The organism is Stenotrophomonas sp. LM091 (genome assembly GCF_001806305.1).
Classification (GTDB): Bacteria; Pseudomonadota; Gammaproteobacteria; order Xanthomonadales; family Xanthomonadaceae; genus Stenotrophomonas; species Stenotrophomonas bentonitica_A.
Genome location: NZ_CP017483.1, coordinates 853,066 through 875,611 on the forward strand (window position 1 = coordinate 853,066; position 22,546 = coordinate 875,611).

Below are 22,546 nucleotides of genomic sequence, written 5' to 3' on the forward strand. Positions count from 1 at the left end.
TTCCAGTTTCCGGCCGAGCTTACCGGCTCAGGCCGCGGCCGCCGCCTTCACCGCCGCCGAGAGGCTGTCCAGCGTGGACTGCATCAACTCGGCGCTGTCGGCCTCGACGGTGACACGCACCACCGGCTCGGTGCCCGAGGGCCGCAGGAACGCGCGGCCGCGCCCCTTCACTGCCTGCTGTGCAGCCAGCAGCGCAGCCTGCACGCTCTCGGCCTGTACGGTGGCCTTGGCAGCGCCCTGCAGGCGCACGTTGACGGTCTTCTGCGGCACCTTGTTGAGTACCGACAGCACCTGGCGCAGCGAGGTGCCGTCACGGCGCAGCACCTCCAGCACCTGCAGCGCACTGACGATCGCATCACCGGTGGTGGCGCGGTCCAGGCACAGCAGATGGCCGGACGCTTCGCCGCCGAGCACGCCGTTGTTTTCCACCAGCGCCTGATGCACGTACCGGTCACCGACGTTGCTGCGCTGGAACGGGATGTTCAGCCGTTCCAGTGCCTGCTCCAGGCCGAAGTTGGTCATCAACGTACCGACCACCGGGCCATGCAGGCGACCGCTGCGCTGCCAGGCCTGGGCCAGCACGAACAGCAGGTCATCGCCATCGACCGGATTGCCCTGGTCATCAGCCATCAGCACGCGATCGCCATCACCGTCGAAGGCGATGCCGAAATCAGCGCCGACTTTGCGCACTTTCGCGGCCAGATTGTCGATGTGCATCGAGCCGACGCCATCGTTGATGTTCAGCCCGTTGGGTGCATCACCGATGCTGACCACCTGCGCGCCCATCTCGCGGAACAGCAGCGGGGCAACGTGGTAGGTGGCACCGTGCGCGCAGTCGAGCACGATCTTCAGCCCACGCAGATCGAACCCGCGCGGCACGCTGGCCTTGCAGAATTCGATGTAGCGGCCGACCGCATCCCGCGCGCGCATGGCCTTGCCCAGCCGCTCGGACTCGACCGTGGTGAACGGCGCATCGAGCGCCGCTTCCAGGGCCAGCTCGGTGGCGTCATCGAGCTTTTCGCCATCGGCGGAGAAGAACTTGATGCCGTTGTCGTAATGCGGATTATGCGAGGCGCTGATGACGATGCCGGCATCCGCACCGAGGGTGCGGGTGAGGAAGGCCACCGCCGGCGTCGGCATGGGGCCCAGCAGCTGCACGTCCGCACCGGCCGCGACCAGCCCGGCCTCCAGCGCGGCTTCGAACATGTAGCCGGAGATGCGGGTGTCCTTGCCGATCACCACCACCGGGCGGTGCCCGTTGCGCTCGGTCAGCGCGCGCCCGAGCGCATTGCCCAGACGCAGCACGAAATCGGCGGAGATGACGCCCTCACCGACCTTGCCGCGGATGCCGTCGGTGCCGAAATACTTGCGCGACGCCATCAGGCCGCCGCGTCCGGTGCCGGCGCCGGCTGGCGTGCCAGCATGGCCAGGATTTCGGACAGGCGATCGCGCATCTCGCGGCGGTCGCAGATCTGGTCGATCGCGCCGTGCTCGAGCAGGAACTCCGAACGCTGGAACCCTTCCGGCAGCTTCTCGCGCACGGTCTGCTCGATCACGCGCGGGCCGGCGAAGCCGATCAGTGCCTGCGGCTCGGCGATGTTGATGTCGCCCAGCATCGCGAAGGAGGCCGACACGCCACCGGTGGTCGGGTGGGTCAGCACGGAGATGTACGGCAGGCCGGCATCGCGCAGGCGACCCAGCGCGGCCGAGGTCTTGGCCATCTGCATCAGCGAGAACAGGCCTTCCTGCATGCGCGCGCCGCCACTGGCGGAGAAGCACACATAAGGCGCACCGATCTCCAATGCCTTTTCCGCAGCCAGCGAGAAGCGCTCACCGACCACCGATCCCATCGAGCCGCCCATGAAGGCGAAATCGAACGCCGAGGCGACCAGCGGGCGGCCCTTCATCAGGCCCTGCATGGCGATCAGTGCGTCGTACTCGCCGGTGTTCTTCTGCGAGGCCTTGATGCGCTCGCTGTACTTCTTCTGGTCCTTGAACTTGAGCAGGTCCGTCGGCCCCAGGCGCGCACCGATCTCGGTGGTGCTGTCCGCATCGAACAGCGCGGCCAGGCGCGCACGCGCGCGGATGGCCATGTGGTGGCCACACTTGGGGCAGACTTCCAGGTTCTCTTCCAGCTCAGGACGGTAGAGCGCGCTGCCGCAGCTGCTGCACTTCTCCCACAGGCCCTCGGGGACGCTGCGCTTCTTGCTGGGGACGTTGTCGGTGCGGATGCCAGACGGCATCAACTTGCTGAGCCAACTCATGCGGGATGCTACTTCCGTTCAGGGCGGCCCGGGGGCCGCAAAGGCGGACAGTCTAGCTCACCGTTTCCATGCTCGGGCACCCCCCGGGGGTTGCCGGGGGGCTGACGTAAACCATTCTGGTACGTACGTTTGCGTGCTTCAGGCGGCGTCGAGAGCGCGTCGCAGCGGCGTGAGGAATGCCTGCGCGGTCCGTGCTGCGCCCGTGGCATCGGGCGCCTCGCCCAATGCGGCCACCAGCGCACTGCCCACCACCACGCCATCGGCCTCGACGGCCATGGCCGCCGCACTGGCCGCATCCTTGATCCCGAAGCCGGCCACCACCGGCACGCTGGAGCGGCTGCGCAGGTCGCGCAGGCGGGCACTGGCGGCGCTGCTGTCCAGCCGTTCGGATGCGCCGGTCACGCCGGCAAAGCTGACGTAGTAAAGGTACCCTTCGGCCATCGCGGACAAGGTATCCAGACGAGCGTCGGCCGTGGTCGGCGAGGCCAGCAGGATCAGCGCCAGACCGGCCGCGGTGAAGATCTCACGGGTTTCGGCGGCTTCTTCCGGCGGCAGGTCGACCAGCAGGATGCCGTCCACGCCCGCGGCGATCGCCGACTGCGCGAAGCGGGCCGTGCCATGGATCTCGATCGGGTTGAGATAGCCCATCAGCACCACCGGCGTGGTGACATCGTCCCGCCGGAAGGCTGCGACCGTTTCCAGCACGTAGCGCAGCCCCGCCCCGCGGCCCAGGGCGCGCTCGGAGCTGCGCTGGATGGTGGGGCCGTCGGCCATCGGGTCGGAGAACGGCACCCCCAGTTCGATGACGTCCGCACCGGCAGCCGCCAGGGCGTGCATCACCGGCACGGTGGCGTCCAGGCCAGGGTCACCAGCGGTGATGAAGGGAATCAGCGCCTTGCGACCTTCATCGCGCAGGCGGGCAAAACAGGCATCGATACGGTCCACGGACATCTCAGGCACATCCTTCAATCAGTTCAACGGCGCCACTGGCGCCCCAGTACAGCTTCGATATCACCCCGTCGAAGATCTCCAGCCGGATCGCCAGATCCGAACCAGGGTCCTGCCAGGTCAGGTATTCGCCCGTTTCCGGGTCATAGGCATGCGGTGCGCGCGTACTGCCCGGCGGCAAGCGCTTGAGCGCTTCATCCAGCGTCATGCCCAGGCGCAGCCCGAACGGCCCCGGCTGGGTGATGGCCTCGTAGGAGTCCTCGATCGGGGCCAGTTCAAAGCGCTGCACGTGATCGTCATCGACCATCATCGACACGCCCTCGGGCAGGTTGCCCCGCTCGTAGTACTCGCACGCACCGCTCGGCTCGCCCTCGCTCAGCCCGGCCGAATGCCAGGGGCCGTCGGCGGCGAGCTCGGTGAAGCGCTGCCCGATCAGCACATCGCCGGCATGATCCAGCGCGACCGAGACCACCGAAGGGGCGGCCTCGTCAGCCACGGTGGCCTCCGCCGCGGCAGGCGGCGCCGGCTCGTCCTCGATCGGGCGATTGGCGATGTCATCGTCATTGCTGGCCAGTTGCCGCGCCGGTGCGACCGCACCGACCGCTGCGGCAGGTGCCGGCAGCACCGGCGGATCCGGCGGGGTGCATCCGGTCAGGCCGACCACCATCAGCAGCGCACTTCCCTGGCGCAGCAGCGGATTCACAGCACCAGACCCTCGCGCGCAGCGATGGTGTGTACGTCCTTGTCGCCGCGGCCGGACAGGTTGCACAGCACCAGCTTGTCGCGCGGCAGTTCGCGGGCGATCTTGATCGCCTGCGCCACCGCATGGCTGGATTCCAGCGCCGCCAGGATGCCTTCGCTGTGCGCCAGCTGGTGGAACGCGGCCAGCGCTTCGTCATCGGTGATGCCCACGTACTCGGCGCGCCCGGCATCGGCCAGGAAGGCGTGCTCCGGGCCGACGCCCGGGTAGTCCAGGCCAGCCGAGACCGAATGGGTTTCGGTGATCTGGCCGTCGTCATCGCAGATCACATAGGTGCGGTTGCCATGCAGCACGCCCGGGCGGCCGGCCGCGATGGAGGCGGCATGACGGCCGGTCTCGATGCCATCGCCGGCCGCTTCGGCGCCGACGATGCGCACGTCGCGATCGTTGAGGAACGCGTGGAACAGGCCGATCGCATTGCTGCCGCCACCGACGCAGGCGGTGATCGCGTCGGGCAGGCGGCCGTAATCGGTGAGCATCTGAGCGCGCGCCTCGCGGCCAACGATCGCGTTGAAATCGCGCACCATGCGGGGGTACGGATCCGGGCCGGCCACGGTGCCGATGATGTAGAAGGTGCCGCGCACGTTGGTGACCCAGTCGCGCATCGCCTCGTTGAGCGCGTCCTTGAGGGTGGCCGAGCCGGAGGTGACCGGCACCACTGTCGCGCCGAGCAGTTTCATGCGGTAGACGTTGATCTTCTGCCGCTCGATGTCGGTGGCGCCCATGTAGACCACGCATTCCAGGCCCAGGCGTGCGGCCACGGTGGCACTGGCCACGCCATGCTGGCCTGCGCCGGTTTCGGCGATGATGCGCTTCTTGCCCATCCGCGCGGCGAGCAGCGCCTGGCCGATGGTGTTGTTGATCTTGTGCGCGCCGGTGTGGTTGAGGTCCTCGCGCTTGAGCAGGATCTGCGCACCGCCGACCTGCTGGCTCAGGCGCTCGGCATGGTAGATCGGGCTGGGACGGCCCACGTAGTGGGTCAGGTCCTTGTCATAGGCGGCGATGAAGGCCGGATCGCGACGTGCCTGGTCATAGGCGGCGGCCAGCTCCTGCAACGGCCCGATCAGGGTCTCGGCGACGAAACTCCCGCCATAGCGGCCGAAATGGCCGTTGGCATCGGGGTAGGCGTGGAAATCGACGATGGGGGACGTGGGGGAAGCGGACATAGCGCGACAGCCGGTGGAGACAGGCTGCCAATTTAACGCACCTGTCATGACAGGAATATCGATAATATCTGTCGCGACCTGTCAGGAAAACTCACATGACCGACGGACCGTTGCCCCCGCTCAATGCGCTGCGCAGCTTCGAGGCGGCCGCCCGCCTGGGCGGGGTCGGCCGGGCGGCCGACGCCTTGCATGTCACCCATGGCGCGATCAGCCGCCAGTTGCGTCTGCTCGAAGAGTACCTGGGCGTTGCGTTGTTCCAGCGGGAAGGCCGTGGGCTGCGCCTGACCCGCGCCGGCACGGACCTGCAGGCCGCCTGCGAAGGCGCCTTCGAACAGATCCGCGAGGCGGTCGTGGCGCTCAAGCGCCAACAGCGGCCCGAAGCGCTGGTGCTCGGCTGCAGTGGCAGCATCCTGGCGCGCTGGATGATTCCGCGCCTGCAGGCGCTGCAGAGCGCCCTGCCCCAGCTGCCGTTGCACTGGTCTGCGCAGGACGGCAGCTTCACCAGCGAACAGCAGGGTCTGGATGCGGTCCTGCTGCTGGCCCAGCCACCGTGGCCGCGTGGGTGGCAGGTGCGGGAACTGGCCCCCGAGCGGGTGGGCGTGGTGATCAGCCCCCACCACCCAGCGGGGGCACGGTTGCGCCATCAGCCGCCGGCAGCGTTGCTGGCCGAGCCCCTGCTGCACACCACCTCGCGCCCGCAGGCATGGCCGGCATGGGCGCTGTCGCACGGGTTGGACCCGGCGCAGTTGCAGCTGGGCAGCGGCTTCGAGCATTTGTACTACCTGCTGGAAGCGGCGGTCGCGGGCCTTGGCGTGGCGATCGCGCCGGAGCCGCTGGTCGCCGATGACCTGGCCGCAGGTCGGTTGCTGGCACCGTGGGGATTCGGCGCAACCGGCGGGTTCTGGGTTCTGGCGACGCCGGAGGGCGCGGCGGACCCCCGGGTGGATGCGCTGGCGGACTGGCTCACGGCGCAGCTGACGGGATGAGCGCGCCACGACCAACGGTCGTGGCCTACGCGTGGGGCCTGCGGATCAATCCGCTTCGTGGCAATCGGCGCGGCGCACTTCTTCCACGAACTTGCGCATCTTGTAGCCGTCCTTGATGCCCGGCTCGGACTCGATACCGCTGGAGACATCCACGCCCCATGGCAGGGTCGCCACGATCGCATCAAACACGTTGTCCGGGGTGATTCCCCCGGCCAGCAGGAACGGCCGGTGCAGACCGGTCGGCAGGCGGGTCCAGTCGAAGGCCACGCCGGTTCCGCCGCCGCCGCCGGGAGCGTGGCTGTCGAACAGGAATCCGGCCGCGCTGGGGTATCGCAGCTGCAGCTGACGGGCGTTGACCTCATCCTTGCCGCCCATCGCCACGGCCTTCAGGTAGGGCATGTTGAAGCTGCGGCAGAACGACTCGTCTTCGTCCCCGTGGAACTGCAGCAGGGTCGGCCGGACGGTACGCAGTACCTCGCGCACCTCTTCCTTGCTGTTGTCGCGGAACAAGGCCACCACATCCACCATCGGCGCGATCGCCTGGCGCATGGCGCGCGCTTCGGCCGGGGCGACCCGGCGCTTGCTCTCGCGGGCGAAGATGAAGCCGACCGCGTCCACGCCGAGCTCGCCGGCCAGGCGCACATCACCGGCACGGGTCATGCCGCAGAACTTAATACGGGTGCGGTAGAAGGAGCGGCTCATAAGGTGACCTCGGCAGGCAGCTGCCAGTTGTCGGGGTACAGGGGACCAACGAAGACCAATCCCTGCGGCGGAGCGGTCGGGCCGGCGACGGTACGGTCGCGCCCGGCCAGCAACTGCTCCATCCACGAGACCGGTTGCTCACCACAACCGACCAGAATCAGTGAACCGACGATATTGCGCACCATGTGATGAAGGAATGCATTGGCCTGAACGGCGACCTCCACCACCTCGCCCTGGCGGGTCACCGAGAGCGACTGCATGTTCCGGCGCGCGTGCAGGGCCTCGCACTGCACGCTGCGGAAGGCACTGAAGTCGTTCTCGCCCAGCAGGGCCTGCCCTGCCGCATGCATCAGCCCGGCATCCAGCGGCCGGCGCTCCCAGCTCAAGGTCTGCCGATACAGCGCCGGGCGGACCTGGCGATTGAGCAGGCGATAGCGGTAGCGTCGCGCGCGCGCGGCGAAGCGCGCATGGAACTCATCGGCCACCGGAACGCACCAGCGCACGGCGATCGAGCGCGGCAGGCGGGTGGTGGTGCCCAGCATCCAGCTGCGCGGATCGCGCACGACATCGGTATCGAAATGCACGACCTGGCATTCGCCGTGGACGCCGGCATCGGTACGCCCGGCACACACGACCTGGATCGGCGCATTGGCCACCGAGGACAGCGCTTCCTGCAGGCTGGCCTGCACGCTCGGGCAGCCGCTCTCACCGAGCTGCTGCCAGCCTTTGAATTCGCTGCCGTCGTATTCCACGCCCAGTGCGTAGCGCATGGTGAACCTCTGTGTTTTGGGGGACCGGCGCAGGCGCCGGGTGGTGCATCAGGCAGCGTCGCGCTCGGACCACACAGCCGGTTCGCTGGAAGCGAACGCGACGTGCTCCAGCGGGCGTGCGCGGGTTGCCATCGGGCGGACGTGGCTCATCCCAGCCGCGCCAGCAGTTCGCGCGCCTCGGCCTGGCTGTGCGGGTCGGCACCGACGGCCACTTCGTGCAGCAGGGTGCGCGCGGTCTCGGCGTCGCCGAGGTCCAGATAGGCAATGGCCAGTTCCAGGCGGTCGCGGCCAGGGCTGCCGACCGGGGCGATGGGGGCCTCGTCGGCCGGCGGAGCAGCGGCATCGGCAATGTCATCCGCGCGGGCCGTGTCATCCGCACTTGCGATGGCCGGCGCAGCGTCGAGACCCTCAGGATGATCGCTCGCCTCTGAACCGTGCGCTTCACCCGCCGCGGATTCGTCCGGGAATTCGAAGACGCCGCGGAACGAGGGGTGCGCTTGGGCTTCCAACGCGTGCGCCGGCGGCTCGATCAGCGGTGCCGGGTCACGGAACAGCGCATCGTCCACGGTCACATGCTGCGCGTCGGCCTCGATGCCGTAGGCGGATGCAGCCGTGGCCTCGACCTCCGGCAACACCGGCGCTTCGTCCGTCGCGGGGGCGCTCCAGCGAGGATCATCGAGAGGAACCTGCGGCTCGGCGTCGTGCATGGAAGGCGTGGGCGAGAAGACCGGCTCACGGCGCAGCCCGGCATAGACGTCGGCGTCGGCAACGGCTTGCTCGTCGGGCAAGCGGTGCGCGTCATCGCGGTGTGCGGCCAGTTCGTCCCCATCATCGGCCGCCGGCACGGCCGCGGCCAGCGAGGCGCCGTCGAGCCCATCACGCGCCAGTGGCGGCAGCGGCGACGGCTTGCGGCGGCGCACCAGCGCCCAGCCCCGACCACCAGCAGCAGCACGACCAGGCCCAGCCAGTACCAGCCACCGCCGGCGCTGTCGCGCGTACCGGGCGCCTGCTCCAGACGCTGTTGCGCGGCGGCCAGGTCGGTGTCCCTCATCTCGATCAGCGAGGCCTGCTGCGCCTTGAGTTTTTCCAGCTCGGCCACGCGCTCACGCAGTTCCTGGATCTCGGCATCGCGCGTGGCAACGTCTTCCTTGGCCTGTCGCAGTTGTTCGTTAGCCAGCATGTCGCCCTCGGTGCCGGCAGCGGTGCCGGTGGTTGTACCTGCGGTGGTGCCTGCGGCGGCAACGGCCGGCGCGATTTCAAGGCGAGCGCCCTGGGTGGCGGCCGGGGCCACGGTGGCGGGTGCCGGCGCTGCGACGACGCCACTGTCGGCCGGTTGCGGGATCGCCGCACGCGACTGCCGCCACTGCGCGGTGTGCTCGCGCACGATCGCCGCAGCCTGCTTTGCATCGATCTGCGCCACCCCGTCGGCGCCCGGCGTGCGCAGCACCGCGCCCTGTTTGAGCAGGTTCACGTTGCCACGGATGAAGGCATCGGGATTGGCCCGCAGCAGCGCGATCATCGCCTGGTCGCGGTTGATGCCCTGCTCGCGGGCCAGCGAGCCTGCGATCTGCGAGAGGGTCTGCCCACGCTGCACCGTGACGCTGCCATCAGCGGCGACCGGCGCAGTGGGTGCCGCACGTGGCGCGGCCGGGCGCGGCGTGGTGACCGGTTGCGCACCACGCGACGGCGTGGCGGCAACAGGTGCGGGCTCACGGATGATGGCGTTGGACATCGCGCCGGCAGGGGCGACGATCTCCGGCTCGGCCACGGTGGCGGCGCTGTTGGGCGCGTCCACCAGGGCGGAATACTCACGGACCAGGCGGCCCTGCCCCCAGTCGGCTTCGATCAGGAAATTCAACGAGGGCGTGGCGACCGGTGCCTGGCTGCTCACGCGCACCACGGCGCGGCCCTGCGCATTGCGGGTCAGCTCGAACTGCAGCTCACTGACCAGCCCGGACGGCGGCTCAAGGCCCACCCGGGCGAACGTGGCCGACGAGGCCAGCGCGACGCGGAGGTTTTCCAGTTCCGACGGATCGGCGGAAATGACGGGGATTTCGGCCAGCAGCGGCTGGCCCGGCTTGGACAGCACCCGGATATCGCCCAGGCCCAGGGCCATGGCCGAACTGCTGGCCAGGGCCAGCAGCAGCGTCGATACATACTTGAGCGGACGCACTGCGCCCGGAGCCCGGTTCTTCATGGCGGCCAATATAACGGCTCCCCCCGTGATCGGCGATGTTTCAATGCGGGTTGTCGGCGGCATCCCCATGCCGCCGACAGCCACGCGATCAGCCTTCGGCGGCGACCAGCTCGGCCAGCTGCACGGCATTGAGGGCCGCGCCCTTGCGGATGTTGTCCGAGACGATCCACAGATTCAGGCCACGCGGGTGCGACAGATCCTCGCGGATGCGGCCGACGTACACCGCATCGGTGCCCGAGGCATGGGTGACCGGGGTCGGATAGCCACCGGCCTCGTGCTTGTCCACCACTTCCACGCCCGGCGAACGCGCCAGCAGCTCGCGCGCCGCGTCCGGGGTGACCTTGTCACGGGTTTCGATGGTGACCGCTTCGGAGTGACCGTAGAACACGGGCACGCGCACGGCGGTCGGGTTCACCAGGATGCTGTCATCGCCAAGGATCTTGCGCGTTTCCCAGACCAGCTTCATTTCTTCCTTGGTGAAACCGTTGTCCTGGAAGTCATCGATGTGCGGGATCAGGTTGAACGCGATCTGCACCGGGAAGCGCTGCGGGTCGATGTCCTGGAAGCTGAGCAGCTGGCCGGTCTGCTTGCCGAGCTCTTCCAGCGCCGAGCGACCACCGCCGGAGACGGACTGGTAGGTCGCCACGTTGATGCGCTCGATGCCGTACTGGCGGTGCAGCGGGGCAAGTGCGACCAGCATCTGCATGGTCGAGCAGTTCGGGTTGGCGATGATGCCGCGCGGACGGTGCTTCAGCGCCTCCGGATTCACTTCGGAGACGACCAGCGGCACGTCATCGTCGTAACGGAAGGCCGAGGAGTTGTCGATCACCACCGCACCGGCGGCGGCGAACTTCGGGCCAAACTCCTTGGAGACGCTGCCACCGGCAGAGAACAGCGCGATGTCCACGCCGTTCGGATCGAAGGTGCTCAGGTCCTGGACCTTGATCTTCTCGCCCTGGTACTCGATCTCGCCACCTGCCGAGCGCGAGGACGCGAGCAGGCTCAGCGTGGCGATCGGGAAGTTGCGCTCGGCCAGGATGGCCAGCATGGTTTCGCCGACAGCACCGGTGGCACCGACGACGGCGACGTGGAAACGACGATCTGGATTGCTCATGGGGAAACCTCGTGTTGGGCGTACCGACCAACGGTCGGTATCTGCCGGAATGTTGAATGTGCGTGCCGACCAACGATCGGTACCTGCCGTGCCTTGGGGATGCGTACCGACCGACGGTCGGCACCTTCCGGTTCGGGAACCTCGCCTGTTGGCCAGCGCGGTTCCCTATCGTTTTGCGTCGTCGATTTTTTTGCCGCCCACGGTCGCGCCGCCGGTTTTCACGGCAGCGACAGCGTCGGCATTGATCGCGCTCGGCGGATGGCCCGCGTTCGGCCCCTGCCCCAGTGCGGCGGTCAGGTTGTCCACGGCCAGCTGCACCATCGCCCGGCGCGTGGCCTGGCTGGCACTGCCGATATGCGGGGTCAGCACGATGTTGTGCAGGGCGAGCAGCTCCGGGCGCACCGTCGGCTCGCCTTCGAACACATCCAGCCCGGCCGCGGCCAGGCGACCCTTGGCCAGGGCATCGGCGAGCGCCAGCTCATCCACGATGCCGCCACGGGCGATGTTGACCAGGGTGGCGGTCGGCTTCATCTTCGCCAGCGCGGCGGCATCGATGATGTGATGCGAGGAGGCGTTGTACGGCAGCACCAGGACGAGGTGATCCACCTGCGCCAGCAGGGTGTCCAGGTCCACGTACTGCGCACCGACCTCGGCCTCGGTGGCCTCGGGCAGCCGCGAGCGGTTGTGGTACAGCACGCGCATGCCGAAGCCGTGCGCGCCGCGGCGGGCGATGCCCTGGCCGATGCGGCCCATGCCGAGGATGCCCAGCGTGCTGCCGTGGATATCCGCACCGAGCATGGTCTGGAACGACCACTGGCCCCATTGGCCATCGCGCAACCAGCGCTCGGATTCGGTGATCCGGCGCGCGGTGGCCATCAGCAGCGCGAAGCCGAGGTCGGCCGTGGTTTCGGTCAGCACGTCCGGGGTGTTGCTGGCCAGGATGCCGGCGGTGCTGAGCGCGTCGATATCCAGGTTGTTGTAGCCCACACCGACGTTGGCGATCGCGCGCAGCCGCGGCGCGTTGGCGATCTCGGCCGCGCCGATGCGTTCGTTGAGGGTGATCAGCGCGCCATCGACGCCAGCCAACTGCTCGGCCAGCCCCTGCGGCGTATAGCGGGTGACGTCGCCGGTCATGGTCAGGTCGAAATGCTGCCCGAGCTGCTCGACGACATCGTCGAACAGGGGCTGGCTGACCCAGACCTTGGGGCGCGGGTCAGCCATCGATCGTGCCCGGGATGCGCGGGGTGATCTCGCCGACATCGCCGCACTGGGCGCGATGCCGCAGCGCCTGGTCCATCAGCACCAGTGCCATCATCGCCTCAGCGATCGGCGTGGCGCGGATGCCGACGCAGGGGTCGTGGCGACCGGTGGTGATCACCTCGACCGAGGCACCGCTGGCGTCCACCGTGGCACCGGGCAGGCGCAGGCTGGAGGTCGGCTTGAGCACGATCGAGGCGGTGACCTGCTGGCCGGTGGAAATGCCACCGAGGATGCCGCCGGCATGGTTGCTGGCAAAGCCCTGCGGGGTGAGCAGGTCACGGTGCTCGGTGCCCTTCTGCGCGGCGCTGGCAAAGCCGTCGCCGATCTCCACGCCCTTGACTGCATTGATGCTCATCAGCGCGGCCGCCAGATCGCCATCGAGCTTGCCGTAGATCGGCTCGCCCCAGCCCGGCGGCACGCCGTCAGCCACCACGTTGACGCGCGCGCCGACCGAATCACCGGACTTGCGCAGCGCATCCATGTAGCTTTCCAGCGCCGGCACCTGATCGGCGACCGGCCAGAAGAACGGGTTGTCTTCCACCGCCGACCAGTCGAAGCCGGTCGGGGTGATCTCGCCCAGCTGCGAGAGATAGCCACGCACCGTGACGCCATGGCGCTGCAGCAGCCACTTCTTGGCGATGACGCCGGCAGCGACGCGCATGGTGGTTTCGCGCGCGGACGAGCGCCCGCCACCGCGCGGGTCACGGATGCCGTACTTCTGCCAGTAGCTGTAGTCGGCATGGCCGGGACGGAACTGCTGGGCGATGTTGGTGTAATCCTTGCTGCGCTGGTCGGTATTGCGGATCAGCAGGCCGATCGGGGTGCCGGTGGTACGGCCTTCGTACACCCCGGACAGGATCTCGATCTCATCGGCTTCGCGCCGCGCGGAGGTGTGCCGGCTCTTGCCGGTGGCGCGCCGCTGCAGGTCGTGGGCGAATTCGTCGGCGCTGATCTCCAGCCCCGGCGGACAGCCGTCCACCACGCAGCCGATCGCCGGACCGTGCGATTCGCCGAAGGTGGTGACGGTCAGCAGTTTGCCGAAGCTGTTGGAACTCACGGCCGCTGCGCTGCCAGTTCGGTGATGCGGGCGCTGTGCGCGATCAGTTCGCGGCACTCCACGGCGAAGATGCCCATCTGGCCGACCTTGAACTCGACCCAGCGGAAATCCACTTCGGGCAGCAGCTTGTACAGGTGCTGCTCGGACTCGCCCACTTCACAGATCAGCAGGCCATCCTCGCTCAGGTGCAGCGGGGCATCGCGCAGGATCTTCAGCACCAGGTCCAGGCCATCGTCACCGGCACGCAGGCCCATTTCCGGCTCGTAGGAGTATTCCTGCGGCAGGGCATCGGTCTCATCGTTGGTGACGTACGGGGGGTTGGTGACGATCAGGTCGTAATGGCGACCGGTCAGGCCGTTGAACAGGTCGGACTTGAGCAGGGTGACGTTCGGCGTCTGCAGCCGTTCCTTGTTCTCTTCGGCCAGCGACAGGGCCTCGTCGCTGAGGTCCACACCATCCACTTCCCAGTTCGGGTAGTAGTGGCCCATGGCGATGGCGATGCAGCCCGAGCCGGTGCACAGGTCGAGGGCGCGATGGACATCGCGGCCGGCCAGCCACGGCTCGAAGCCGCACTCGATCAGTTCGGCGATCGGCGAGCGCGGCACCAGGGCGCGCGCGTCGCTCTTGAAGCTCAGGCCGGCGAACCAGGCCTCACCGGTCAGGTAGGCGGCCGGGATGCGCTCGTCGATACGGCGCTGGAACAGCTCCAGCACGCGGACCTTTTCGTCCTGCAGCAGGCGCGCCTGGCCATAGGCCGGGCCAAGGTCGTGCGGCAGGTGCAGGCTGTGCAGGACCAGCTGGGTGGCTTCGTCCAGGGCGTTGTCGTAGCTGTGCCCGAAGGTCAGCCCGGCGGCGTTGAAACGGCTGGTGCCGTAGCGGATCAGGTCGATGATCGTGTGGAGTTCGGCGGCCGTTTCGGCAGTCATGGCGGGGCAACAGACAAAGTGGCCCTCGATTATAGGCGCTGGGGCGGGCCGGGGCATCCGTTGCAGTCGAAACGGGTGCGGCTGCCGCATGGGACGCCACCGCCCGCATCCCTCTATCATGGTGGCCACTTCCGGGACGGGGCCCTTATGTTCAATCGCAATGTCGGCATCATCCTGCTGATCGCCCTGGCCGCTGGGCTGGGCCTGGTCGTGGCCCAGAAGGTCTTCGCGCCCAAGCCGGGCGGTGAACGACCCGCCACGGAATCGATCACGTTCTACCCGCAGCCGCGCCCGCTGCCCGATTTCAACCTCGGCCAGTCCGACGGCACCCGCCTGATCCCCGGCGAGCTGAAGGGCCATTGGACCCTGGTGTTCCTCGGCTTCACCTTCTGCCCGGACGTCTGCCCGACCACGCTGGCCGATCTGGCCCAGGCCCAGAAGCAGTGGGAAGCCCTGCCTGAAACACTGCGCCCGCGGCTGGTCTTCATTTCGGTCGATCCCGAGCGCGACACCCCGGCGCGGCTGGGCGAGTACGTCCACGCCTTCCACAAGGACACGCTGGCGGCCACGGCGGATGTGCCCTCGCTGGAGCGCTTCGCCACCTCGCTGGGCTTCGTGTTCCAGAAGGTGCCGGGCAAGCATTTCGATGAAAACCCCGAGGACTACACCCTCGAGCACTCGGCCAGCCTGGCCGTGCTGGACCCGGAAGGCCGCCTGGCCGGCCTGATCCGCCCTCCTTTCCAAGCGCAGGCCATCGCCCGCGACCTGCAACTGCTGACCGAGAAATCCGCCCCATGAGTTTGATGACCACGCTGAGCTACGCCCTGCCCCACCGCCTGCTGTCGTCCATGGCACGCAGACTGGCGTACTCGAGCAACCCGCGGATCTCGCGCTGGCTGATCGATACCGTGACCGCCAAGTTCGGCGTGAACCTGGCCGAAGCCGCCAACCCGGACCCGCGCAGCTACCGCACCTTCAATCAGTTCTTCACCCGTGCGTTGAAGCCGGGCGCGCGCGTGGCCGATGCCGATCCGCGCACGCTGGTCATGCCGGCCGACGGCCGGATCAGCCAGCTGGGCACGATCGAGGACGGGCGCATCTTCCAGGCCAAGGGGCAGTCCTTCACCGCCGCCGAACTGCTGGGCGATGCCAAGGATGCGGAAGTCTTCCACCACGGCCTGTTCGCCACGGTGTATCTCTCGCCGAAGGATTACCACCGCGTGCACATGCCGTGGACCGGCACGCTGCGCGAGACGGTGCATGTGCCGGGTCGGTTGTTCAGTGTCGGGCCGGCGGCGGTGAACAAGGTGCCCGGGCTGTTCGCCCGCAACGAGCGCCTGGTCTGTCACTTCGATACCGATTTCGGCCCGATGGTCTCGGTGATGGTCGGCGCACTGCTGGTCTCCGGCGTGGAGACAGTGTGGGGCGGCGAGGAGATCCCGGCCTACGGCGATACCATCACCCGCAAGGATTACCGCGGCAAGGGCATCACCCTGGAGCGCTTTGCGGAGATGGCGCGCTTCAATTACGGCTCGACCGTGATCGTGCTGCTGCCGCCGGGCGTGGCCGAGTTCGCGCCGCATCTGGACGCCGAGCATGCGGTGCAGTTGGGGCAGGCGCTGGCCACCCTGAAGTGACGGTAGTGCCGGCCCATGGCCGGCACTACCCGGGCTCACGCCCATAAAAAAACGCCCCGGGAAACCGGGGCGTTTTTTTGTGTGCGATGTTCCGCTCGATCAGACCTCGACCGGGCCGACGTCCATGCCGTCGTAGTCTTCCACGCCGTTCGCTTCGGCCAGCGCCTGCAGCTCGTGGTTGCGGGCATCCAGCGAGGCTTCGGTGTGGACCTCGGCGCGCTCCACGTGCAGCACGTGGTACGGGGCCTCGCCCTCTTCCAGGTCCGGCTCGAACACTTCCACCAGGGTGTACCCCATCTCGACCAGCTTCTCGCCCAGGCCGTGCAGTGGCTCCGGGGTGGTGTTGACGAAGAAGTAGCCCCACAGCATCGGGCCGTTGAGGTCCCAATCGGTGTTTTCACGGATGTTGGCGAACATCTCGTTGATCGCGGTGATATCCATCTTGCTGTCCTGTCTGCGTGTTGCGGTGAGCACCGACCCGTGGCCGACGCTGCGATGGATGTGCTGGGCCGGGCGGCCGCAGGCGTGATGCCGGCGAGCCTACCCGGTTATGGCTTACTTGTCGCAGCCCTGCAGCTTGATGCTCTGGCCCTGCCTGAGCGAATAGGCCGGCGCCTTGAGGCCGTTGGCCCGGGCCAGGGTCGGTACGTCGCACTGGAACCTGGCCGCGATCTTGCCAAGGGTCTCGCCTTTGCCGACCTTGTAACTGCGGGCCGGCTTGGCCTTCGGCTTGGCGACCGGCACGGCGACGGGCGCAGCCGGGGTCACCGCCGGCATGGCCTGGGCCTGGGCGACCGGGACCACGCTGCCCACCGCCACGTTGCCGGTGTAGCTGACGGCCGTGGGACGCACGATCGCCGCATTGAGGTCGGCGGTGATCAGGGTGCGGGCCAGATCGGCACGCGGGCCGCTGACACAGAAGCGGTTGTACAGCCCGGCGATGCGGGTGGTCGCGTTGATCGTGGTGCCGGCCGGAATCCAGCCGTCGGCCTCATAGCGCGGGTTGAGGTTGCGCAGCGCGCGCATGTAGCCGTCGCGGGTGCCGGCGCTGCCCAGGCAGATGGTCAGCTCATAGATCGTGGTCGACTTGGCCAGGCGGATGGTGGCCGGCTGTGCGCTGATCTTCGGGAACTCCACGCCGTACTGCTGCGGGTGCAGATAGATCCAGGCCGCGGCGATCACCATCGGCACGTAGTCCTTGGTCTCGCCCGGGAACTGGTTGTAGACGCTGTCGGTCCAGAAGCTCTGGCCCGGATACTGGCGGAACACCCGGATGGCACGGCCCTCACCGCCGTTGTAACCGGCCAGCGACAGCTCCACGCTGTTGTTGAGCTCGCGCATGCGCTCGTTGAGGTAGGTGGCGCTGGCCTCGGCCGCGCTGCGCGCATCGAAGCGGGTGTCGAAGCCGGTGCCATCCGGGCCCAGGCCGAAACGACGGCCGGTGGCCGGCATGAACTGCATCAACCCCGCCGCGCCCGCACGCGAGGACGCATGCACCCGCCCGTTGGATTCCTTGGCCATGATGCCGAACAGCAATGCTTCGGGCAGGCCACGCTTTTCCCACTCCGGCCACATCACCGCCCGCAGGTTCTGGTAGTTCTCGTAGCTGGTGAGCAGCGCCGGGCGCATGTCGGTCAGCCAGCGGCGGATGCCCGCCTGCACGGCCGGGTTGTACTCGACCATGGTGTCGAAGGCGTGGCGCTTGTCATTGAGCAGCGCTGCGGCGCGGGCAGCTTCGGGCACGTCGGCAGCCAGCGGGCCGACATGGTCCGGGTCGGCCTCCAGCAGGGTGCCGTCGGCGATGACGGTGCCGTCCTCGCTGTCCTGCTGGCTGTCGGCGTTGCTCTTGAGCAGGCGCTTGTAGGTCGGCAGCAGGTTGCTGACCTGGCAGCCCTTCTGGGCCACGCAGGCGCTGATCACATCCTCCATGTCCTCCAGCGCGGCATCGGCCTCGCTGGTGCCTTTCGGGTCGGCATTGTTCACCAGCACCAGCGCCGCGTTGTAGCGCTTCTCGGCGGCTGTCATGCGCTGATCGAGCGCCTCCACCTTGGCCTTGTCGCGGGCGGAGACGCGCTGGGCATGGGCCTCGGGGACGAACGACAGCATCGCGGCGACCGCCAGCAACGGCCAACCACGGACAAGCAAGACAGGAACGGGCATTTTTGGCACTGTGTGCGAACGATGGGGCAGAGTAGCCGTGCCGCTTGCATCGGGGCAACCCGTCTGCCGGCCGGTCAGTGCCGACGTTTAGAATCCCGCCTATTCACACTGCGAGTTGACCATGGATCCGATTCTGCTCGGCAAAGGCATCACCGACGATATCCCCGTCACTCTGTTGCCGCGGCTGGGCAACCGGCACGGCCTGGTGGCCGGCGCGACCGGTACCGGCAAGACCGTCACCCTGATGACGCTGGCCGAAGGCTTCTCGCGGATCGGCGTGCCGGTGTTCCTGGCGGATGTGAAGGGTGACGTGTCCGGCCTCGCCGTAGCCGGTGCCGGGACGGATGCGCTGCTGCAGCGTGCGAAGGACCTGGGCGTGGCCGACTACGCGCCCGCCGCCAGCCCGACCATTTTCTGGGATCTGTACGGCAAGCTCGGCCACCCGGTACGCACCACGGTGAGCGAGATGGGCCCGACCCTGCTGGCCCGCATCCTGGAGCTCAACGACACCCAGGCTGGCGTGCTGGACATCGTGTTCAAGCTCGCCGACGACCGCGGCCTGCTGCTGCTCGACCTGGATGACCTGCGCGCCCTGCTCGGCCTGGTCGCCGAAGAGCGCAAGGACATCTCCACCGAATACGGGCTGGTCAGCGCGCAGACGGTGGCGGCCATCCAGCGTTCGCTGCTGCGCCTGTCGCAGGACGGCGGCGAGGCCTTCTTCGGCGAGCCTGCGCTGGAGCTGGCCGACATCATGCGCGTCAACCACGACGGCCGCGGCGTGATCGGCATCCTCGCCGCCGACCAGCTGGTACTGAAACCGCGGCTGTACTCGACCTTCCTGCTGTGGCTGCTCTCCGAGCTGTTCGAAACACTGCCGGAAGTGGGTGATCTGGAGAAGCCCAAGCTGGTCTTCATCTTCGACGAAGCGCATCTGCTCTTCGATGACGCACCGCCGGCGTTGGCGCAGCGCATCGAGCAGGTGGTCCGGCTGATCCGCTCCAAGGGCGTGGGCGTGTATTTCTGCTCGCAGTTCCCCGATGACGTGCCGGCCAACATTCTTGGCCAGCTCGGCAACCGCGTGCAGCACGCGCTGCGTGCGTTCACCCCGCGCGACCAGAAGGCGGTGAAGGTCGCCGCCGAAACCTTCGTGCCCAATCCGAAACTGGATGTGGCTGCCACGCTGGCCAAGCTGGGTACCGGCGAGGCGCTGGTCTCCACGCTGCAGGACAAGGGCATCCCCTCCCCCGTGCAGCAGACCCAGATCGCACCGCCGCGCTGCCGGATGGGCGCGATCAGCGAGGCCGAACGTGCGCAGGTGCGCGCCGGCAGCCCGGTCGGCACCCGCTACGACACCGCGATCAATCGCGACTCGGCGGCGGAACGGCTGGCGCAGCGCGCGCAGAAGACGGTCGAGCAGGCGGATGCGCCGAAGGCCCGCACCCGCCAGCAGGATGAGGCGCAGGAGGGCGGCTTCGGGCAGAGCATCAAGGATGCGATCTTCGGTACCAAGCGCCGCCAGGGCATGATCGAAACCATGGCCAAGCAGACCACCCGTACCGTCGGCACCAAGCTGGGCAACCAGATCGTGCGCGGCCTGCTGGGCGGTATTTTCGGCGGAAAGCGCTGATACTCCGTGTCGCGCCCCATGGCGCGGCACCTTTTGACGAGCACAAGCAGACCTGATGTCGCGTTGGCGTCCCCCCGCGGAAAAAAGCACGGCCCTGATCACCGCACAGGGCCATCAGCGGCTGAAGACCGAACTGGATGAACTGTGGCGGCACAAGCGCCCGGAGGTGGTGAAGGCCCTGGCCGCAGCCGCCGCGGAAGGCGACCGTTCCGAGAATGCCGAGTACACCTACCGCAAGAAGCAGCTGGGCGAGATCGACCGGCGCGTGCGTTACCTGACCAAGCGACTGGAGGCGCTGCGCATCGTCGATACGGCGCCGACCGATCCGAACGCCGTGTTCTTCGGCGCGACGGTCGAGCTGGAGAACGTCGACTCGGGCGATATCCACGTGTACCGCATCGTTGGTCCGGACGAGACCGACGCCGGTGCCGGCTGGATCAGCATCGATTCGCCCTTGGCCCGCGCATTGCTGAAGAAGCGCGTGGACGATGAGTTCGAAGTGGAACTTCCCAGCGGCCGCCATGGGTTTGCGATCCTGTCGGTGGCGTATCCCGGCTGACGGCAAGTGCATCCACGCGTGGCGTGGATCTACAGGTGGCGCCGGAAACCAGCGGGGCTAGAGCAGCCGCCGAATCACCCCAGCGCTGCGGGATACACGCGCCCCGGGCGCAACGGGCGGAAGTAGTCGGCCCGCGCATAGAAGGCCGCCGCCTGCCGCGCGTGCCACCCGGGAATCCCCGCCAACGGCAACGGACGCAGCTCCAGCGGATCACCAAGCCGCCCACCATCCGCGATGGCCTGCGCCACCGCCGCGACTGCACTGGCATCGTCATCGCCCTGTACCAGCACGCACTTCCCGACCAGCAGGCGGTCCGGCAGCAGGGCCTGCTCCAGCAGCGCATGCCCGATCACCGCCGCGACGGCGATATCACCGTTGCACCAGTGCCCTGCTCCGTCCACGAACAGCGCCGGCCAGTCGTGCCGGTCCCATGCGCCCAGCAGCGCAGGGTCGCGCACCCGCACGATCACGCCTGTTTCGTCGAACTGGGTCAGTGCAGCCTGCGCACGGTTGCGTTGCCCCGGCGCCATCGCCGCGATGTGCCGGCATTGCTGTTGGTTGAGCGCGCGCTTGATGGCAGGGTAACGCGCCCAGATCAGGGCGTTGAACAGGTCATGCCAGTTGTCCGCACGCGTGGCGATCCGGCCGCGCCCGGCGATGCGCGTTTCATAGTGCAGGCCGTCGGCCAGCAACGCCTCGTCCTGCTCGGCCAGATGCTTGTCTGGCAACGCGAGGCGCGCATCAAGTGCTGCGATGGTGGGCCAGTCGGGTGCGCCCATCAGATCCTGGAACTCGCGCAGCCCGGCATAGATCGGCTGTGCGAAGCAGGCCGCATCCACCGCGTTGCGCGGTGGTGCGATGAAGCGGCGTCGACCGCCAGTATCGGCAGCCGACGCCGATACGATCACAGCACGTGCAGATCGAACGGCTTGCGCGCTTCGGCGGCGAGGATCGCGTCACCGAACAGATCGTGGTCGTCGCTCTCGGTGATCTCCACATCGACGAACTGACCCACCCGCAGCCTGGCTTCTTCCGCGTTCTGGATATGCACCAGACCGTCGATCTCCGGCGCATCGGCCTTGGAACGGGCCACCGCGATGCCGTCTTCGATGGCATCGACCAGGCACTGCTGCACGGTGCCGATCTTGGCTTCCAGGCGCGCGGCGGAAATCTCCGCCTGGCGCTCCATGAAGCGGGCCAGGCGCTCCTGCTTCACTTCTTCGGGCACCGCACCGGGCAGATCGTTGGCGGTCGCGCCGGTGACCGGCGAGTAAGCGAACGCACCGACGCGGTCCAGCTGCGCCTCGTCCAGGAAGCTCAGCAGCTCCTCGAACTCGGCATCGGTCTCGCCGGGGAAGCCGACGATGAAGGTCGAGCGCACCGTGATGTCCGGGCAGAGCTGGCGCCAGCGCTGCACACGCTCGAGCGTCTTGTCGACCGCGCCCGGGCGCTTCATCAGCTTGAGGATGCGCGGGCTGGCATGCTGGAACGGGATATCCAGGTACGGCAGGATCCGGTTCTCGGCCATCAGCGGCACGATCTCGTCCACGTGCGGGTACGGGTAGACGTAGTGCATGCGGGTCCACGCATCCAGCTCGGAAAGGCCTTCGCACAGCGCCTTCAGGCGGGTCTGGTAGGCCTTGTCGCGCCACATGCGCTCGGCGTACTTCACGTCCACGCCATAGGCCGAGGTGTCCTGGGACACCACCAGCAGTTCCTTGACGCCACCACGCACCAGCCGCTCGGCTTCGCGCAGCACCTCATCCACCGGGCGCGAGACCAGCTTGCCGCGCATCGAGGGGATGATGCAGAAGCTGCACTTGTGGTTGCAGCCTTCGGAAATCTTCAGGTACGCGTAATGGCGCGGGGTCAGCTTGATGCCGTAATCGGGCACCAGATCCACGAAGGGATCGTGCTTGGGCGGCAGCGCGGCGTGCACGGCCTCCATCACGCTCATGTAGTCCTGCGGACCGGACACCGCCAGCACGTTCGGGTAGGCCTCGCGGATCTGCTCCGGGCGTTTGCCCAGGCAACCGGTGACGATCACCTTGCCGTTGGCGTTCATCGCCTCGCCGATCGCATCCAGCGACTCGGTCACGGCCGAATCGATGAAGCCGCAGGTGTTGACCACCACCACATCGGCCGAGTCATAAGAGGGAACGATGTCGTAGCCCTCGGACCGCAGCTGGGTCAGGATGCGCTCGGAATCGACAAGGGCCTTCGGGCAGCCAAGGCTGACGAAGCCGACTTTGGGGTTCAGCTGGGACATGGATCGCAAGGACTCTGGGGGCCTGGGCCCATGCCGGAATGGCGTGGGGACCTGGGGCCGGAAACGGCGGCAAGTATACCGGCGTTCAGCCCGCGCCCCTGAACCGGATCGGGTCGATCCCGCCAGATACCGCATGCCCGCTGA

At 67.9% G+C, this 22,546-nt stretch carries 20 protein-coding genes and 1 pseudogene; 5 read left to right on the top strand and 16 right to left on the bottom strand.

Going from position 1 to position 22,546, the window contains the following annotated elements:
- Positions 1-27 precede the first annotated feature (27 nt).
- From glmM to trpB, 5 genes are all read right to left on the bottom strand, one after another.
- Positions 28-1,380, bottom strand: a complete 1,353-nt coding sequence (gene glmM, locus BIZ42_RS03840; RefSeq protein WP_070425594.1) for a phosphoglucosamine mutase — start codon at positions 1,378-1,380, stop codon at positions 28-30.
- Positions 1,380-2,264: an acetyl-CoA carboxylase, carboxyltransferase subunit beta gene (gene accD, locus BIZ42_RS03845; RefSeq protein WP_019182669.1), complete on the bottom strand. Its 885-nt coding sequence runs from the start codon at positions 2,262-2,264 to the stop codon at positions 1,380-1,382. The genes glmM and accD overlap by 1 nt, the downstream gene beginning before the upstream one ends.
- 138 nt (positions 2,265-2,402) lie before the next feature.
- A complete protein-coding gene (gene trpA, locus BIZ42_RS03850) occupies positions 2,403-3,215 on the bottom strand; it encodes a tryptophan synthase subunit alpha (protein WP_070425595.1) in 813 nt (270 codons plus the stop codon).
- 1 nt (position 3,216) lies between these two features.
- Complete coding sequence (locus BIZ42_RS03855) at positions 3,217-3,915, bottom strand: hypothetical protein (RefSeq protein WP_070425596.1); 699 nt, start codon at positions 3,913-3,915, stop codon at positions 3,217-3,219.
- On the bottom strand, positions 3,912-5,138 hold the full coding sequence (trpB, locus tag BIZ42_RS03860; RefSeq protein ID WP_070425597.1) for a tryptophan synthase subunit beta: 1,227 nt from the start codon (positions 5,136-5,138) through the stop codon (positions 3,912-3,914). Before trpB ends, BIZ42_RS03855 begins: the two co-directional genes overlap by 4 nt.
- A 95-nt stretch (positions 5,139-5,233) precedes the next feature.
- Here trpB and BIZ42_RS03865 point away from each other — a divergent pair, with 95 nt between their 5' ends.
- Positions 5,234-6,124 carry a LysR family transcriptional regulator gene (locus BIZ42_RS03865; protein ID WP_070425598.1) on the top strand — a complete coding sequence of 297 codons (891 nt, stop codon included), beginning with the start codon at positions 5,234-5,236 and terminating at the stop codon, positions 6,122-6,124.
- A gap of 45 nt (positions 6,125-6,169) precedes the next feature.
- Here BIZ42_RS03865 and BIZ42_RS03870 read toward each other — a convergent pair whose 3' ends face one another.
- The 7 genes and pseudogenes from BIZ42_RS03870 to prmB all read right to left on the bottom strand — a co-directional run bounded on the left by BIZ42_RS03870 (position 6,170) and on the right by prmB (position 14,150).
- Positions 6,170-6,826: a phosphoribosylanthranilate isomerase gene (locus tag BIZ42_RS03870; RefSeq protein ID WP_019182664.1), complete on the bottom strand. Its 657-nt coding sequence runs from the start codon at positions 6,824-6,826 to the stop codon at positions 6,170-6,172.
- Positions 6,823-7,596 carry a tRNA pseudouridine(38-40) synthase TruA gene (gene truA / locus BIZ42_RS03875; RefSeq protein ID WP_046273243.1) on the bottom strand — a complete coding sequence of 258 codons (774 nt, stop codon included), beginning with the start codon at positions 7,594-7,596 and terminating at the stop codon, positions 6,823-6,825. Before truA ends, BIZ42_RS03870 begins: the two co-directional genes overlap by 4 nt.
- 146 nt (positions 7,597-7,742) lie before the next feature.
- Positions 7,743-9,793, bottom strand: a pseudogene (locus tag BIZ42_RS03880) (FimV/HubP family polar landmark protein).
- An 88-nt stretch (positions 9,794-9,881) separates the two neighbouring features.
- Positions 9,882-10,907 carry an aspartate-semialdehyde dehydrogenase gene (locus BIZ42_RS03885; RefSeq protein WP_019182660.1) on the bottom strand — a complete coding sequence of 342 codons (1,026 nt, stop codon included), beginning with the start codon at positions 10,905-10,907 and terminating at the stop codon, positions 9,882-9,884.
- A 165-nt stretch (positions 10,908-11,072) separates the two neighbouring features.
- A complete protein-coding gene (locus BIZ42_RS03890; protein WP_070425599.1) occupies positions 11,073-12,128 on the bottom strand; it encodes a D-glycerate dehydrogenase in 1,056 nt (351 codons plus the stop codon).
- Positions 12,121-13,224 (bottom strand): chorismate synthase, encoded by a 1,104-nt coding sequence (gene aroC / locus BIZ42_RS03895; protein WP_070425600.1) that lies wholly within the window; start codon positions 13,222-13,224, stop codon positions 12,121-12,123. Before aroC ends, BIZ42_RS03890 begins: the two co-directional genes overlap by 8 nt.
- A complete protein-coding gene (gene prmB, locus BIZ42_RS03900) occupies positions 13,221-14,150 on the bottom strand; it encodes a 50S ribosomal protein L3 N(5)-glutamine methyltransferase (protein ID WP_019182657.1) in 930 nt (309 codons plus the stop codon). The genes aroC and prmB overlap by 4 nt, the downstream gene beginning before the upstream one ends.
- A 147-nt stretch (positions 14,151-14,297) precedes the next feature.
- Here prmB and BIZ42_RS03905 point away from each other — a divergent pair, with 147 nt between their 5' ends.
- Positions 14,298-14,948 (top strand): SCO family protein, encoded by a 651-nt coding sequence (locus BIZ42_RS03905; RefSeq protein WP_019182656.1) that lies wholly within the window; start codon positions 14,298-14,300, stop codon positions 14,946-14,948.
- The gene (asd, locus tag BIZ42_RS03910; RefSeq protein WP_046273246.1) at positions 14,945-15,787 is read left to right on the top strand and encodes an archaetidylserine decarboxylase; all 843 of its coding nucleotides are present in this window, start codon (positions 14,945-14,947) and stop codon (positions 15,785-15,787) included. The genes BIZ42_RS03905 and asd overlap by 4 nt, the downstream gene beginning before the upstream one ends.
- Positions 15,788-15,886: 99 nt before the next feature.
- Here asd and BIZ42_RS03915 read toward each other — a convergent pair whose 3' ends face one another.
- Both BIZ42_RS03915 and BIZ42_RS03920 read right to left on the bottom strand, forming a co-directional pair.
- A complete protein-coding gene (locus BIZ42_RS03915) occupies positions 15,887-16,228 on the bottom strand; it encodes a ribonuclease E inhibitor RraB (RefSeq protein ID WP_070425601.1) in 342 nt (113 codons plus the stop codon).
- A gap of 114 nt (positions 16,229-16,342) precedes the next feature.
- Positions 16,343-17,947: a transglycosylase SLT domain-containing protein gene (locus tag BIZ42_RS03920; protein WP_070425602.1), complete on the bottom strand. Its 1,605-nt coding sequence runs from the start codon at positions 17,945-17,947 to the stop codon at positions 16,343-16,345.
- A 121-nt stretch (positions 17,948-18,068) separates the two neighbouring features.
- On the opposite strand from BIZ42_RS03920, the gene BIZ42_RS03925 reads away from it, so the two are divergent.
- On the top strand, positions 18,069-19,574 hold the full coding sequence (locus BIZ42_RS03925) for a helicase HerA-like domain-containing protein (protein WP_070425603.1): 1,506 nt from the start codon (positions 18,069-18,071) through the stop codon (positions 19,572-19,574).
- A gap of 55 nt (positions 19,575-19,629) precedes the next feature.
- Positions 19,630-20,133 (top strand): transcription elongation factor GreB, encoded by a 504-nt coding sequence (gene greB / locus BIZ42_RS03930; protein ID WP_019182651.1) that lies wholly within the window; start codon positions 19,630-19,632, stop codon positions 20,131-20,133.
- Between the two features lie 74 nt (positions 20,134-20,207).
- Here greB and BIZ42_RS03935 read toward each other — a convergent pair whose 3' ends face one another.
- Positions 20,208-21,038, bottom strand: coding sequence for a DUF3025 domain-containing protein (locus BIZ42_RS03935; protein ID WP_156785799.1), 831 nt, complete (start codon positions 21,036-21,038; stop codon positions 20,208-20,210).
- Positions 21,038-22,402: a 30S ribosomal protein S12 methylthiotransferase RimO gene (gene rimO / locus BIZ42_RS03940; RefSeq protein WP_070425605.1), complete on the bottom strand. Its 1,365-nt coding sequence runs from the start codon at positions 22,400-22,402 to the stop codon at positions 21,038-21,040. Before rimO ends, BIZ42_RS03935 begins: the two co-directional genes overlap by 1 nt.
- Positions 22,403-22,546 lie beyond the last annotated feature (144 nt).

What these genes read in the sequence shown, in the direction of transcription:
- glmM (WP_070425594.1), bottom strand. Translation starts at nt 1,380, where the DNA reads ATGGCGTCGCGCAAGTATTTCGGCACCGACGGCATCCGCGGCAAGGTC.
- accD (WP_019182669.1), bottom strand. Translation starts at nt 2,264, where the DNA reads ATGAGTTGGCTCAGCAAGTTGATGCCGTCTGGCATCCGCACCGACAAC.
- trpA (WP_070425595.1), bottom strand. Translation starts at nt 3,215, where the DNA reads ATGTCCGTGGACCGTATCGATGCCTGTTTTGCCCGCCTGCGCGATGAA.
- trpB (WP_070425597.1), bottom strand. Translation starts at nt 5,138, where the DNA reads ATGTCCGCTTCCCCCACGTCCCCCATCGTCGATTTCCACGCCTACCCC.
- BIZ42_RS03865 (WP_070425598.1), top strand. Translation starts at nt 5,234, where the DNA reads ATGACCGACGGACCGTTGCCCCCGCTCAATGCGCTGCGCAGCTTCGAG.
- BIZ42_RS03870 (WP_019182664.1), bottom strand. Translation starts at nt 6,826, where the DNA reads ATGAGCCGCTCCTTCTACCGCACCCGTATTAAGTTCTGCGGCATGACC.
- truA (WP_046273243.1), bottom strand. Translation starts at nt 7,596, where the DNA reads ATGCGCTACGCACTGGGCGTGGAATACGACGGCAGCGAATTCAAAGGC.
- BIZ42_RS03885 (WP_019182660.1), bottom strand. Translation starts at nt 10,907, where the DNA reads ATGAGCAATCCAGATCGTCGTTTCCACGTCGCCGTCGTCGGTGCCACC.
- BIZ42_RS03890 (WP_070425599.1), bottom strand. Translation starts at nt 12,128, where the DNA reads ATGGCTGACCCGCGCCCCAAGGTCTGGGTCAGCCAGCCCCTGTTCGAC.
- prmB (WP_019182657.1), bottom strand. Translation starts at nt 14,150, where the DNA reads ATGACTGCCGAAACGGCCGCCGAACTCCACACGATCATCGACCTGATC.
- BIZ42_RS03905 (WP_019182656.1), top strand. Translation starts at nt 14,298, where the DNA reads ATGTTCAATCGCAATGTCGGCATCATCCTGCTGATCGCCCTGGCCGCT.
- asd (WP_046273246.1), top strand. Translation starts at nt 14,945, where the DNA reads ATGAGTTTGATGACCACGCTGAGCTACGCCCTGCCCCACCGCCTGCTG.
- BIZ42_RS03915 (WP_070425601.1), bottom strand. Translation starts at nt 16,228, where the DNA reads ATGGATATCACCGCGATCAACGAGATGTTCGCCAACATCCGTGAAAAC.
- BIZ42_RS03920 (WP_070425602.1), bottom strand. Translation starts at nt 17,947, where the DNA reads ATGCCCGTTCCTGTCTTGCTTGTCCGTGGTTGGCCGTTGCTGGCGGTC.
- BIZ42_RS03925 (WP_070425603.1), top strand. Translation starts at nt 18,069, where the DNA reads ATGGATCCGATTCTGCTCGGCAAAGGCATCACCGACGATATCCCCGTC.
- greB (WP_019182651.1), top strand. Translation starts at nt 19,630, where the DNA reads ATGTCGCGTTGGCGTCCCCCCGCGGAAAAAAGCACGGCCCTGATCACC.
- rimO (WP_070425605.1), bottom strand. Translation starts at nt 22,402, where the DNA reads ATGTCCCAGCTGAACCCCAAAGTCGGCTTCGTCAGCCTTGGCTGCCCG.